The organism is Streptomyces hygroscopicus (assembly GCF_026168105.1).
GTDB classification, from domain to species: domain Bacteria; phylum Actinomycetota; class Actinomycetes; order Streptomycetales; family Streptomycetaceae; genus Streptomyces; species Streptomyces hygroscopicus_D.
The window spans coordinates 251,454-265,085 of the sequence record NZ_LBMW01000003.1; the positions used below are offsets into that span (position 1 = coordinate 251,454).

The window sequence follows — 13,632 nt, forward strand, 5'->3', positions numbered from 1 at the left end:
CGTGGGTTCCGCAGGGCTCCGGGCGCTGCTGGACAGTGTCCGCTACGAGGTGCTGCCCGCGAAGGCCACCGAGGACAAGGTCCTCGCCCATGTCCCCCGCGAGGTCGTGGTCACCGTGACGGCGTCGCCGGTCAAGGGCCTGGAGCCGACCCTCGACCTCACGAGCCGGCTCGCGGCGCACGGACACCGCGTCGTCCCGCACGTGCCCGCGCGGCTGCTGCGGGACGACGCGCACCTGAAGGAGGTGGCCGACCGGCTCCGCGAGGCGGGTGTGGAGGACGTCTTCGTCCCAGCGGGCGACGCCGACCCGCCGGCCGGGGCCTACGACGGAGCGCTGCCGGTACTGCGCAGGCTGAGCGAGCTGGGCAGCCCCTTCGCCCGCGTGGGCATCACCGGCTATCCCGAGAGCCATCCGCTCATCCATGACGACATCACCATCCAGGCGATGTGGGACAAGCGCGAGCACGCCACCTACATCGTGAGCAACCTCTGCTTCGACCCGCGCGTGCTGGGCGACTGGCTCGCCCGGACACGCCGCCGCGGTGTCCGCCTGCCTGTCCATGTGGGCGTGGCCGGGCCCGTGCAGCGGGCCAGGCTGCTGTCCATGGCGGCGAAGATCGGCGTGGGGGAGTCGACGCGCTTTCTGACCCGGCATGCCGCCTGGTTCCTGCGCTTCGCGGCACCCGGCGGCTACTCGCCCGAGCGGCTGCTCGCCCGCAGCGCCGAGGCCCTCACGGCGCCGTCGGCGGGGGTGGCCGGCCTGCACCTGTTCACCTTCAACCAGATCGCCGAGACAGAGCGGTGGCGCCGCGCGCTGCTGGACCGTCTCGGTGGCTGAAGGCCGCTTCGGGGGCCGTGTACGACGGCGGGCGGGCGGGCCGGACTCCGGCCCGCCCGCCGTCGTGCCGCACCGCTCAGCGGAAGACCACCGTACGGTTGCCGTCCACCATGACGCGGCTCTCGCTGTGCCACTTCACCGCGTGCGCGAGCACCTGTGCCTCCACGTCCCGCCCGACCGTGACCAGTTCCCCGGGGTCGAGCGAATGGTCCACCCTGACCACGTCCTGCTCGATGATCTGCCCCTCGTCCAGGTCCGGTGTCACGTAGTGCGCCGTCGCGCCGACGAGCTTCACTCCGCGGTCGTAGGCCTGCTCGTACGGGCGTGCGCCCTTGAAGCTGGGTAGGAAGGAGTGATGGATGTTGATGGCGCGGCCCTCGAGCTGCTTGCACAGGTCGTCGGAGAGGATCTGCATGTAGCGGGCCAGTACGACAAGGTCGATGTCCAGCTCGTGCACCAGCTCCAGCAGTCGCGTCTCGGCCTCGGCCTTGGCGTCCTTGGCGACCGGGATGTGATGGAAGGGGACGCCGTAGGACTCCGCCAGCCGCTCGAAGTCCCGGTGGTTGGAGACGATCGCGGGGATCTCGATGTTGAGCGCGCCGGTACGCCGGCGGAAGAGCAGATCGTTGAGGCAGTGGCCGAACTTGGACACCATGATCAGCGTCCGGGTCGGGGTGGAGGCGTCCCGGAGGGTCCAGGAGATCCGGTAGGCCTCCGCGACGGGACCGAAGCGGAAACGCAGATTTTCCAGTTCCGCCTTCGGGTCGGAAACGTCGAAGTGGACCCTCATGAAGAATCGGCCCTGGAGTCGATCGTCGAACTGCTGGCTCTCCAGGATGTTGCCCGAGTTCCTGACGAGAAAGCCGCTCACGGCGTGGACCAGTCCCGCGCGGTCGGGACACGAGAGGGTGAGGACGTACTCACGGCCAGGTTGCGGTCGAGGGGACATGGGCAGCCTCCGCTGGTGCGTATTGCACAACATGGTGAGCGATGCGCAACATGGTCGTCTCGGTGTCCCTTGCGGTCAAGGGTGGCCGGGCAACTGCCCGCATAGTGAAATCGTCATCCGCCAACCCCTTGACGTAGGTCTGAGCATTCGCCAGGGTGTTCCACCACAAGCAATTGAATGCACGATGCGCAACGCATTTCGGTTGAAGGGCTGGGCGCGTGGCAGACCTGTATGTGGACGGAGAATGGCGGGAGCCGGTGGCCGGAGGCCGCCGGGAAATCCGCTGTCCCGCTGACGGCACGCTCACCGCGACCGTATCGGAAGGGACGCGCCCCGACACCGAGGCGGCGATCGCCGCGGCCCGCCGCGCCTTCGACGAGGGACCCTGGCCGCGCACCCCCGAGCGGGAGCGCGGTGCGCTGCTGCTGCGGACCGCCGACCTCATCGAACGCGACGCCAAGGAATTCGCCCGCGCCGAATCGCTGGACACCGGCAAGCGGCTGGTCGAGAGCGAATACGACATCGCCGACGTCGTCTCCTGCTTCCGCTACTACGGGGGGATCGGGGGCACTGACGCCGGCCGCGTGATCGACACCGGCCGCGACGACGCCATCAGCCGCGTCGTCCACGAACCGGTCGGCGTGTGCGGGCTGATCACCCCCTGGAACTATCCGCTGCTCCAGGCGTCCTGGAAGGTCGCTCCCGCCCTCCTCGCGGGCAACACGATCGTCCTCAAGCCCAGTGAACTCACCCCCTCCACCTCGATCCTTCTGATGAAGGCGCTCGAGGAGGCGGGGCTGCCGGCCGGCGCCGCCAATCTCGTCCTGGGCACCGGTCCCGAGGCGGGCGCACCGCTCTCCGAGGACCCCGCCGTGGACATGGTCTCCTTCACCGGAGGCCTTCATACCGGCCGGCGCATCATGGCCACCGCCGCCGCGACCGTGAAGAAGGTCGCGCTGGAGCTCGGCGGCAAGAACCCCAACGTCGTCTTCGCCGATGCGGACTTCGAGACGGCTGTGGACTTCGCCCTCACGGCCGTCTTCCTGCACTCGGGACAGGTCTGCTCGGCCGGCGCCCGGCTGATCGTCGAGGATTCCCTCCACGACGCCTTCGTCGACGAGGTCGTCCGCCGTGCCCGCCAGATCCGCCTCGGCGGCCCCTTCGACCTCGAGGCCGAGACCGGAGCGCTGATTTCCTCCCAGCACCGGGAGAAGGTCGAGGCGTACGTCGCGGCGGGCCTCGCCGAAGGCGCCGTCCTGCGCTGCGGCGGCGAACGTCCCGTTGATCCCGCACTGGCGAACGGCCACTACTACCCGCCCACCGTGCTCGACGAGTGCCGGCAGGACATGCGCGTGGTGCACGAGGAGTCCTTTGGACCCGTGCTCACCGTCGAGCGCTTCCATGACGAGGACGATGCCGTACGCATCGCCAACGACACCGAGTACGGGCTCGCCGGAGCCGTCTGGACGCAGGACGCCGGCAAGGCCCAGCGGGTCGCCCGGCGGCTGCGCCACGGCACGGTGTGGATCAACGACTACCACCCCTATGTGCCGCAAGCGGAATGGGGTGGCTTCGGGCACTCGGGCGTGGGTAGGGAGCTGGGACCAACCGGCCTGGACGAGTACCGAGAGCCCAAGCACATCTGGCAGAACATCCAACCCCGGCCGCAGCGCTGGTTCCGCGGCTGAACGCCGAAAAGAGGTCGATCGTGACCCCAACACAGACCGAGGTGCCGCAGCGGCGCGGCACGCCCCAGGACTCGGACCACACTCCGGTCATATCCGTGCGCAGGCTGTGGAAGGTGTTCGGGCCGAAGGCCGACCGGGTGCCGGACTCCGACGAGCTGTGCGGGCTCACTCGCCGCGAGCTCATGGACCGCACGGGATGCACCGCCGCCGTACGCGACTTGAACTTCGAAGTGTCTCCCGGCGAGGTCTTCGTGGTCATGGGCCTGTCGGGCTCGGGCAAGTCCACGCTGGTGCGATGTCTGACCCGGCTGATCGAACCCACCGCCGGAGAGGTCGTCTTCGAGGGCGAGGACATCCGCGACGCGGACGACAAACGCCTGCGCGAACTGCGGCGCCGCAAGTTCTCCATGGTCTTCCAGCACTTCGGGCTGCTGCCCCACCGCCGCGTCGTCGAAAATGTGGCCTTCGGCCTGGAGATCCGCGGCATGAGCAAGGCCGAACGCACCAGGCGGGCCCTGGAGGTCGTCGAACTGGTCGGCCTCGCCGGCTACGAGAACTCGTACCCCGACCAGCTCTCCGGTGGTATGCAGCAGCGGGTCGGCCTCGCCCGCGCGCTGGCCGGCGACCCGGACGTGCTCTTCTTCGACGAACCGTTCTCGGCGCTCGACCCGCTGATCCGCCGTGACATGCAGAACGAGGTCATCCGCCTGCACCACGAGGTCGGCAAGACGATGGTGTTCATCACTCACGACCTCTCCGAGGCGCTCAAGCTGGGCGACCGCATTCTCATCATGCGCGACGGCAGGATGGTCCAGTGCGGCACCGGAGACGAACTGGTCGGAGCCCCTGCCGACGACTACGTACGCGAATTCGTCAAGGACGTGCCGCGCGGCGATGTCCTCACCCTGCGGTGGATCATGCGGCCCCCGGAGCCGGACGACGCCCTGGACGGTCCCGAGCTGGGCCCGGACGTCGTGGTGCGGGAAGCCACCCGGGCGGTACTGGCGGCCGACAGGCCGGTCAAGGTCGTCGAGAACGGCAAGCTGCTCGGCATCGTCGGTGACGAGGAGATCCTCTCGGTGGTCGCCGGACAGCAAGGCGGCATGTGATGGCCGTCGCCCTGGAGAAGACCACAGCCCTCGCCGGTGTCCGCAAGGTCCCCCGGCGCATGGTGGTGGCCGCGATCCTGGTTGCCTGGCTGGTCCTGTTCGCCGTGTTCCGCGGGAAGCAGACCCTGAGCCTGGCAGCCGCAGACCTCACCGGTCTGCACCGGTGGTTCAACGATGTCAACGACACGATCGGCGCGAACCGCAACTCCAACCCGCTCTTCCTCTACTTCTTCAACGAGATCCGTCTGGTCATCGACAACCTGGTGACCTTCGTCCAGGGCCTGATCTCACAGCCGTCCGGCGGCCGCCCCGTCCCGCAGATCGGGTGGCTCGGCGTGGTCGGCATCGCCGGCTACGTCTCATGGGCCGTGGGCAACTGGCGGGTCGCTCTGCTGGCGGTGGCCGGGTTCACCCTCTTCGGGCTGCAGGGCCTGTGGCAGGAGAGCATGGACACCCTCTCGCTCACACTCTCGGCGGTCCTGGTCGCGCTGCTGTTCGCGATCCCGCTGGGCGTGTGGGCCGGGCTGTCCGACCGGTTCAACCGGATCGTGACGCCCTTCCTGGACTTCATGCAGACGATGCCGACCTTCGTCTACCTGGCCCCACTGACCCTGTTCTTCCTCATCGGCCCTGCCTCCGCCACGATCGCCACCCTGATCTATGCGGCCCCGCCGGCGATCCGCATCACCGCGCACGCCATCCGTTCCGTGCCGGTGACCACCGTCGAAGCGGCCGACTCGCTGGGCGCGACACGGCGGCAGGCGCTGCAGAAGGTCCTGCTGCCGATGTCCAAGCGGACCGTGGTGATGGGCGTCAACCAGACCATCATGGCCGCCCTCGCGATGGTGACCATCGCGGCCCTGATCGACGCGCCCGGCCTCGGCAAGACCGTCGTCCAGGCCCTGCAGTCGCTCGATGTGGGGACGGCCTTCAACGCGGGCCTGGCCATTGTCGTGATGGCGATCGTCCTCGACCGGGTCACGACCGCGGCCAGCGGACGGGAGGAGGCCGCCCGGCGCTCCGGCGGCCGCTTCCTCACCTGGCGGCGGCCGCTGCTGGGAGCGGGTGCCGTGGTCGTCGCCGTCCTCATCCATTTGTCGCACACCTACGTGTGGGCTGCGGAGTTCCCCGGCAGTGGCGGCCTCGGCAGCTCCATCGCGAGCGCGGCGGCCACCGCGACCACCTGGGCACAGGACAACCTGTCGGGCATTACGAACACCTTCCGCGACGTCGTCACCAACGGCCTGCTCAATCCGTTCCAGTCGCTGCTCACCGACTCCCCGTGGTGGCTCGTCGGCGCGGTACTGATCGCCATGGGCGTGGTGCTCGGCGGCTGGCGCGCCGGGGTCACCACTGTCGTGTGCGTGGGCCTGCTGGTCGGCACGGGCGTGTGGTCGGACGGCATGACGACGTTGGCTTCGACCGTCGTCGCGACGGTGCTGGTGATGGTGCTCGGAGTCGTCTTCGGGGTGTGGATGGGGCGCAGCCTGCTCGTGGACCGGCTGCTGCGGCCCACTCTGGACGCCGCCCAGGTCATGCCCCCGTTCGTCTATCTCGTGCCGTTTCTCGCGCTGTTCGGCGCGACACGCTTCACGGCCATCGTCGCCGCCGTCGTCTATGCGGCGCCGGTCGCCATGAAGATCATCGCGGATGGAGTGCGGGCCGTGCCCGAGACCACCGTGGAAGCGGCCACGTCCGCCGGGTGCAGCACCTGGCAGATCATCACCAAGGTTCAACTGCCGATGTCACGCAGCGCCCTGACTCTCGCGACCAACCAGGGCCTGATCTACGTGCTGTCGATGGTTGTTGTGGGCGGCCTGGTAGGCGCGGGCGCCCTCGGCTACGACGTCGTGGCCGGTTTCTCGCAGGGACAGCTGTACGGCAAGGGGCTGGCGGCGGGGCTCGCCATCGTACTGCTCGGAGTCATGTTCGACCGGATCACTCAGGCTGCGGCGCGACGCACCAGCGCATAAGGAGCACGACACCATGGCAAGACACTGGCGAGCCGGCGCAGCCGGCCTGGCCGTCCTCGGCCTCACCCTCACCGCTTGCGGCGGAGCGAAGGTGGGCGACAGTTCCTCCTCCGGCTCCAAGAGTTCGGGCAAGTGCGGCACATTCAACCTCGCCGTCAATCCGTGGGTGGGCTACGAGGCGGACGCGGCGGTCGTCGCGTACGTCGCGCAGCACGACCTCGGCTGCACGGTAACGAAGAAGGACTTGAAGGAAGAGATCGCCTGGCAGGGTTTCGGCACGGGCGAGGTCGACGCCGTCCTGGAGAACTGGGGTCACGACGATCTGAAGAAGAAGTACATCACCGGGCAGAAGACCGCCGTCGAGGCGGGCCAGACCGGCAACAAGGGCATCATCGGCTGGTTCGTGCCGCCGTGGCTGGCGAAGGCGCACCCGGACATCACCAATTGGCAGAATCTCAACAAGTACGCGTCCAACTTCAAGACGTCCGAGTCGGGCGGCAAGGGGCAGCTGCTCGACGGCGACCCGTCGTACGTCACCAATGACGCGGCACTGGTCAAGAACCTGAAGCTGAACTTCAAGGTGGTGTATGCGGGCAGCGAGACCGCGCTCATCCAGGCGTTCCGAACCGCCGAGAAGAACAAGCAATGGGTGATCGGCTACTTCTACGAGCCGCAGTGGTTCCTGTCCGAGGTGCCGCTGGTGAAGGTTGATCTGCCCAAGTACACGACGGGCTGTGACGCCGACGCGGCGAAGGTCGCCTGCGACTATCCCGTCTACGACCTGGACAAGATCGTCAGTGCCAAGTTCGCCCAGGCCGGCAGTCCGGCGTACAAGCTGGTGAAGAACTTCAACTGGACCAACGACGACCAGAACACCGTGGCCAAGTACATCGCGCAGGACAAGATGTCGGACGACGCGGCGGCGAAGAAGTGGGTCGACGCGAATCGCGGCAAGGTCGACGCCTGGCTCAAGTAGGGAGGGACGCCGTACCGTCTCCGGCGCCTTCGCCGGCTGTCGGAGCGTCGACGCACGAGCGAGCCGGAGAGCCCGCGAAGGGGCCCGGCAGGCTGCATGCGCAGCCTGCCGGGCCCCTTCATGTTTCGGGCTGTTCACCGACGTCGCCGACCCCTTGACACCCATCCTCGCGACAGGCACATTGAGTTGCGCAACCTGAATCATGTTGCGTACAAAGCAACTGAACCGGTTTTGAATTCGGAGGTGCGGCGATGGCGGGACCCCGAGTGGTGATCATCGGAGCGGGCGTCGTGGGAGCGGCACTCGCGGACGAGATCTCCGCGCGAGGCTGGACCGAAGTGACCGTGGTCGACCAGGGCCCGCTCCCCGCCACCGGGGGCTCGAGTTCGCACGCCCCGGGCCTGGTCTTCCAGACGAACTCCTCCAAGACGATGACCGAACTGGCCCGCTACACCGTCGAGAAGTTCTGCTCCCTCGATGTCGACGGCAAGCCCTGTTTCCTGCAGGTCGGCGGCCTCGAAGTGGCAACCACCCCGGAGCGCCTCACGGAACTGCGCCGCCGCCACGGCTGGATCACCGCCTGGGGCATCGAGGGCCGACTGCTGAGCCCCGAGGAGTGCGTCGAACAGCACCCGCTGGTGAACCCGGACAGAGTCCTCGGCGGGCTCCTGGTACCGACGGACGGCCTCGCCAAGGCCGTCCTCGCCGTCGAGGCACAGATCCGGCGGGCCACCGAGCGTGGCGTACGCTTCCTGGCCCGCCACGAAGTCCTCGACGTCCAGCAGAGCGAGGGCCGCGTGACCGGCGTCCTCACCGACCAGGGCGAGATCCCCGCCGACATCGTCGTGTGCTGCGCCGGCATCTGGGGCCCGAAGATCGCCCGCATGGTCGGCATGAACCTCCCGCTCACCCCGCTCGCCCACCAACTCGCCTGGACCGGCCCGGTACCGGCGCTCGCGGGCCAGACGGAGGAGGCGGTGCGCCCGATCCTGCGCCACCAGGACGCCGACCTCTACTACCGCGACCGCTTCGACGGCCTGGGCATCGGCTACTACGGTCACCGCCCGATGCCGGTCTCCGCCGACGACATCCTGTCCGTGGACGAAGCCGACCGGATGCCGTCGGTCCTCAAGTTCACCGAGGACGACTTCGCGGACGCCTGGGCCGAAACCCAGTCCCTGCTCCCCGCGACGGGGGAGGCCAAGATCGAGGAGGGCATCAACGGCCTGTTCTCCTTCACCACCGACAACCTGCCGCTCCTCGGGGAGTCCCCGGACGTCAAGGGCTTCTGGGTCGCCGAGGCCGTCTGGGTCACCCACTCGGCGGGTGTGGGGCGGGCCGTGGCCGAATGGCTGGTCGACGGTTACTGCTCGTCCTTCGACCTGCACGAGTGCGACGTCAACCGCTTCGAGCCGCACCAACTGTCCCCGGAGTACGTCCTGGCGCGCGACTGCCAGAACTTCGTCGAGGTCTACGACATCCTGCACCCGCTGCAGCCGTCGGGGGACCCGCGGCCGATCCGCACCAGCCCCTTCCACGCCCGCCAGCAGGAGCTGGGAGCCTTCTTCCTGGAGGCGAACGGCTGGGAGCGCCCCCAGTGGTACGAGGCCAACGCGGGCCTGGTCGAAGGCCGTTCCATCGTCGCCCCCAACGACTGGGCCGCGCGCTACTGGTCGCCCATCGTCGGCGCCGAGGCGCAGGCCACCCGCGAGACCGTCGCGATGTACGACATGACGGCCCTCAAGAGGCTCGAGGTGAGCGGACCCGGATCCGCCGCCTTCCTGGAGCGGCTGTCCACCGGCAAGGTCGACAAGTCCGTCGGCTCCGTGACGTACACCCTCCTGCTGGACCAGGACGGCGGCATCCGCAGCGACATCACCGTCGCCCGGCTGGCCCGCGACCTCTTCCAGGTCGGCGCCAACGGCAACCTGGACCTCGACTGGTTCACCCGCCACCTCCCCGCCGACGGCTCTGTGGCCGTACGCGACATCACCCCCGGCACCTGCTGCATCGGGCTGTGGGGACCGCTCGCCCGCAAGGTCCTGCAGCCCCTCACGGACGCGGACTTCTCCAACGACGGCCTGAAGTATTTCCGTGCCAGGCGCGCCCACATCGGCTCCGTCCCGGTCACCGCGATGCGCCTGAGCTATGTCGGTGAGCTGGGCTGGGAGCTCTACACCACCGCCGACCTGGGACAGAAGCTGTGGGACACCTTGTGGCGGGCGGCCAGGCCACTGGGCGGCATCGTCGCCGGCCGCGGCGCCTTCAACAGCCTCCGCCTGGAGAAGGGCTACCGCTCCTTCGGCACCGACATGACCTATGAACACGACCCCTACGAGGCGGGGCTCGCCTTTGCCGTCAAGCCCGACAAGGACGACTTCATCGGCAAGGCCGCGCTCGAGCGGCGCAAGGCCGACGTACGGCGCAGGCTGACCTGCCTCACCATCGACAACCCGCAGGCGGTCGTCATGGGCAAGGAGCCGGTGTACGACGGCGACCGCCCCGTCGGCTACGTCACCAGCGCCGCCTACGGCTACACGATCGGCAAGGGCATCGCCTACGCGTGGCTCCCGGCGGAGCTCGCCACGCCCGGCACAACCGTGCACGTCGGCTACTTCGACCAGCGCATCGAGGCGGTCGTCGCCGAGGAGCCCCTGTTCGACCCGACCATGTCCCGCCTGCGTGGCTAGCACCACAGCGTCGGCTTCGAAGGAAGGAGCACCGCCGGTGACCGCACAGCTGCTCGACGGCAAGGCGACCGCCGCCGAGATCCGTCGCGAACTCGCGGAGCGCGTGGCCAAGTTGACCGCCGCCGGCGGCCGCCCGCCAGGGCTCGGCACGGTCCTGGTCGGCGACGACCCCGGCAGCCATGCCTACGTCGCCGGCAAGCACCGCGACTGCGCACAGGTGGGCATCGCCTCCCTCCGGCGTGAGCTGCCCGCCGACGCCACACAGCGGCAGGTCGAGGACGTCATCGACGAACTCAACGCCGACCCGGCCTGCACGGGCTACATCGTCCAGCTCCCGCTCCCGCGCCACCTGGACGCGAACGCCGTCCTGGAACGCATGGACCCGACCAAGGACGCCGACGGCCTGCACCCCGTCAACCTCGGCCGGCTCGTCCTCGGCGTCGACGCCCCGCTGCCGTGCACCCCGCGCGGCATCGTCGAACTGCTCCGTCGCTACGGGGTGCCGCTCGCCGGAGCGCGGGTGTGCGTGATCGGCCGGGGCGTCACGGTCGGGCGGCCCATCGGACTGCTGCTCACCCGCAGGTCCGAGAACGCCACCGTCACCCTGTGCCACACCGGCACCAAGGGCCTGGCCTGGCACGTACGCGAGGCGGACGTCGTCGTCGCGGCCGCCGGCTCGCCCGGGCTGATCACCAAGGACATGCTGCGCCCAGGCGCGGCGGTCCTGGATGTCGGTATCACCCGCACCGACAACGGGCTGGTCGGCGATGTGCACCCGGGGGCCGTCCAGGTCGCCGCGTGGCTTGCGCCGATGCCCGGGGGCGTGGGCCCCATGACCCGAGCGATGCTGCTCGCCAATGTCGTCGAGGCCGCCGAGAGGAACGCGAACACCGTATGAACGCGCTGAACACACCCCTGGCGGAGCTGGACCCCGAGGTCCACGCAGCTCTCGGCGCCGAGCTGCACCGCCAGCAGTCCACCCTCGAGATGATCGCCTCGGAGAACTTCGCGCCCTCCGCGGTGATGGAGGCGCAGGGCTCCGTCCTCACCAACAAGTACGCCGAGGGCTACCCCGGCCGCCGCTACTACGGCGGCTGCGAACACATCGACGTCACCGAGCGGCTCGCCGTCGAGCGGGTCAAGTCGCTCTTCGGCGCGGGCTTCGCCAACGTCCAGCCGCACTCGGGCGCCCAGGCGAACACCGCCGTCTTCTTCGCCCTGCTCCAGCCGGGCGACACGATCCTCGGCCTCGACCTCGCGCACGGCGGGCACCTCACGCATGGCATGCGCATCAACTACAGCGGCAAGCTGTTCAACGTCGTGCCGTACCACGTGGCCGAGGCGGACAACCTCGTCGACATGGACGAGGTCGGGCGGCTCGCCAAGGAACACCGCCCCAAGATGATCATCGCGGGCTGGTCCGCGTACCCGAGGCAGCTGGACTTCGCTGCGTTCCGCCGCATCGCCGACGAGGTCGGCGCGTACCTGATGGTCGACATGGCGCACTTCGCGGGCCTGGTCGCCGCCGGGCTGCACCCCAACCCCGTACCGCACGCCCATGTGACCACCACGACGACCCACAAGACGCTCGGCGGCCCGCGTGGCGGGGTCGTCCTCACCGATGAGGCCGACCTCGCCAAGAAGATCAACTCGGCGGTGTTCCCCGGCATGCAGGGCGGACCCCTGGAGCACGTGATCGCCGCCAAGGCGGTCTCCTTCAAGGTCGCCGCCTCGCCCGAGTTCGCCGACCGGCAGACCCGCACGCTCGCGGGCGCGCGAATCCTCGCCGAACGTCTCACCCGGCCCGACGCGGCGGCCGCCGGGGTGAAGGTCCTCACCGGAGGCACGGACGTCCACCTCGTCCTGGTCGACCTCCGTGCCTGTGAACTCGACGGCAGGCAGGCCGAGGACCTGCTGCACGAGATCGGCATCACCGTCAACCGCAACGCCGTGCCCTTCGACCCGCGCCCGCCCATGGTCACCTCCGGACTGCGCATCGGCACCCCGGCACTGGCCACCCGCGGCTTCACCGACGAGGACTTCGCCGAGGTCGCCGACGTGATCGCGCTGGCCCTCCAGCCCGATCCCGACATCGCCGCCCTGCGCGGTCGTACGGAGGCGCTGGCCGCCAAGCACCCGCTCTACCCGCACCTGTCACAAGCCGGAGACGTCCGATGAGCCCTCGCACCCCCGGCGCCGAGCTCCCCGAGCACCCCGACTGGCTGTGGCGCACGCCGGAACCGAAGCGGTCGTACGACGTGGTGATCGTCGGCGGCGGCGGACACGGCCTCGCCACCGCCCACTACCTGGCGAAGAACCACGGCATCACCAACGTGGCCGTACTGGAGAAGGGCTGGCTGGCCGGCGGCAACATGGCCCGCAACACCACCATCATCCGCTCCAACTACCTGTGGGACGAGAGCGCCGGCATCTACGAACACGCCCTCAAGCTGTGGGAGGGACTGGCGGAGGAACTCGACTACCCGATCCTCTTCTCCCAGCGCGGTGTGCTGAACCTCGCCCACAGCCTGCAGGACGTCCGCGACAGCGTGCGCCGCGTCGAGGCGAACCGGCTCAACGGCGTGGACGCCGAATGGCTCGACGCAGAGCAGGTCGAAGAGGTCTGCCCGATCGTCAACATCTCACCCCACGTGCGCTATCCGGTCCTGGGCGGCACCTACCAGCCGCGGGCCGGCATCGCCAAGCACGACCACGTCGCCTGGGGCCTGGCCCGCTCCGCCGACGCCGCCGGGATCGACATCATCCAGAACTGCGAGGTCACCGATCTCGACATCGTCGGCGGCCGGATCGTCGGGGTGCAGACCACGCTCGGGCCGATCGCGGCCGGGAAAGTGGCGCTGTGCTCGGCCGGCCACACCTCGGTCCTTGCCGCCATGGCCGGCATCGAACTGCCGCTGCAGAGCCACCCGTTGCAGGCGCTCGTCTCCGAACTCCTCGAGCCGGTCCACCCGACGGTCGTCATGTCCAACGCGGTCCATGTGTACGTCAGCCAGGCGCACAAGGGCGAGTTGGTGATGGGCGCGGGCATCGACGCGTACAACTCCTACACCCAGCGTGGTGCCTTCCACATCATCGAGCAGCAGATGTCCGCCGCCCTGGAACTCTTTCCGGTCTTCGCCCGCGCCCATGTGCTGCGCACCTGGGGCGGCATCGTCGACGTCAGCCCCGACGCCTCGCCCATCGTCGGCCTCACCCCGGTCGAGAACCTCTACCTCAACTGCGGCTGGGGGACCGGCGGATTCAAGGCCACCCCGGGCGTCGGCTGGGTCTACGCGCACACCATCGCCCACGACACTCCTCACCCCCTCAACGCCCCCTTCTCGCTCGACCGTTTCACCACCGGCGCGCTCGTCGACGAGCACGGCGCGGCCGCGGTGGCCCACTAGGG

General features: G+C 69.1%; 10 protein-coding genes. 9 read left to right on the forward strand and 1 reads right to left on the reverse strand.

Annotated features, from left to right (window positions below; all coding sequences use genetic code 11):
* Position 1: 1 nt before the first annotated feature.
* Positions 2 to 838 carry a 5,10-methylenetetrahydrofolate reductase gene (locus AAW14_RS05055; RefSeq protein WP_265560278.1) on the forward strand — a complete coding sequence of 279 codons (837 nt, stop codon included), beginning with the start codon at positions 2 to 4 and terminating at the stop codon, positions 836 to 838.
* Positions 839 to 914: 76 nt separating this feature from the next.
* Here the strand turns inward: AAW14_RS05055 and purU are convergent, their stop codons facing one another.
* Positions 915 to 1,787 (reverse strand): formyltetrahydrofolate deformylase, encoded by an 873-nt coding sequence (purU, locus tag AAW14_RS05060; protein ID WP_265560279.1) that lies wholly within the window; start codon positions 1,785 to 1,787, stop codon positions 915 to 917.
* A 218-nt stretch (positions 1,788 to 2,005) separates the two neighbouring features.
* Here purU and AAW14_RS05065 point away from each other — a divergent pair, with 218 nt between their 5' ends.
* The 8 genes from AAW14_RS05065 to AAW14_RS05100 all read left to right on the forward strand — a co-directional run bounded on the left by AAW14_RS05065 (position 2,006) and on the right by AAW14_RS05100 (position 13,630).
* Positions 2,006 to 3,475: an aldehyde dehydrogenase family protein gene (locus AAW14_RS05065; RefSeq protein WP_265560280.1), complete on the forward strand. Its 1,470-nt coding sequence runs from the start codon at positions 2,006 to 2,008 to the stop codon at positions 3,473 to 3,475.
* Positions 3,476 to 3,495: 20 nt separating this feature from the next.
* The gene (locus tag AAW14_RS05070) at positions 3,496 to 4,584 is read left to right on the forward strand and encodes a quaternary amine ABC transporter ATP-binding protein (RefSeq protein ID WP_265560281.1); all 1,089 of its coding nucleotides are present in this window, start codon (positions 3,496 to 3,498) and stop codon (positions 4,582 to 4,584) included.
* Positions 4,584 to 6,557: an ABC transporter permease gene (locus tag AAW14_RS05075; protein ID WP_265560282.1), complete on the forward strand. Its 1,974-nt coding sequence runs from the start codon at positions 4,584 to 4,586 to the stop codon at positions 6,555 to 6,557. Before AAW14_RS05070 ends, AAW14_RS05075 begins: the two co-directional genes overlap by 1 nt.
* Positions 6,558 to 6,570: 13 nt before the next feature.
* On the forward strand, positions 6,571 to 7,533 hold the full coding sequence (locus AAW14_RS05080) for an ABC transporter substrate-binding protein (RefSeq protein ID WP_265560283.1): 963 nt from the start codon (positions 6,571 to 6,573) through the stop codon (positions 7,531 to 7,533).
* A gap of 251 nt (positions 7,534 to 7,784) precedes the next feature.
* Positions 7,785 to 10,223, forward strand: coding sequence for a GcvT family protein (locus AAW14_RS05085; RefSeq protein WP_265560285.1), 2,439 nt, complete (start codon positions 7,785 to 7,787; stop codon positions 10,221 to 10,223).
* 37 nt (positions 10,224 to 10,260) lie between these two features.
* Complete coding sequence (locus AAW14_RS05090) at positions 10,261 to 11,121, forward strand: bifunctional methylenetetrahydrofolate dehydrogenase/methenyltetrahydrofolate cyclohydrolase (RefSeq protein ID WP_265560286.1); 861 nt, start codon at positions 10,261 to 10,263, stop codon at positions 11,119 to 11,121.
* Complete coding sequence (gene glyA, locus AAW14_RS05095) at positions 11,118 to 12,401, forward strand: serine hydroxymethyltransferase (RefSeq protein ID WP_265560288.1); 1,284 nt, start codon at positions 11,118 to 11,120, stop codon at positions 12,399 to 12,401. The genes AAW14_RS05090 and glyA overlap by 4 nt, the downstream gene beginning before the upstream one ends.
* Positions 12,398 to 13,630 carry a sarcosine oxidase subunit beta family protein gene (locus tag AAW14_RS05100; RefSeq protein WP_265560289.1) on the forward strand — a complete coding sequence of 411 codons (1,233 nt, stop codon included), beginning with the start codon at positions 12,398 to 12,400 and terminating at the stop codon, positions 13,628 to 13,630. Before glyA ends, AAW14_RS05100 begins: the two co-directional genes overlap by 4 nt.
* The last annotated feature ends 2 nt before the right edge of the window (positions 13,631 to 13,632 follow it).

What these genes read in the sequence shown, in the direction of transcription:
- purU (WP_265560279.1), bottom strand. Translation starts at nt 1,787, where the DNA reads ATGTCCCCTCGACCGCAACCTGGCCGTGAGTACGTCCTCACCCTCTCG.
- AAW14_RS05100 (WP_265560289.1), top strand. Translation starts at nt 12,398, where the DNA reads ATGAGCCCTCGCACCCCCGGCGCCGAGCTCCCCGAGCACCCCGACTGG.
- AAW14_RS05085 (WP_265560285.1), top strand. Translation starts at nt 7,785, where the DNA reads ATGGCGGGACCCCGAGTGGTGATCATCGGAGCGGGCGTCGTGGGAGCG.
- AAW14_RS05075 (WP_265560282.1), top strand. Translation starts at nt 4,584, where the DNA reads ATGGCCGTCGCCCTGGAGAAGACCACAGCCCTCGCCGGTGTCCGCAAG.
- glyA (WP_265560288.1), top strand. Translation starts at nt 11,118, where the DNA reads ATGAACGCGCTGAACACACCCCTGGCGGAGCTGGACCCCGAGGTCCAC.
- AAW14_RS05080 (WP_265560283.1), top strand. Translation starts at nt 6,571, where the DNA reads ATGGCAAGACACTGGCGAGCCGGCGCAGCCGGCCTGGCCGTCCTCGGC.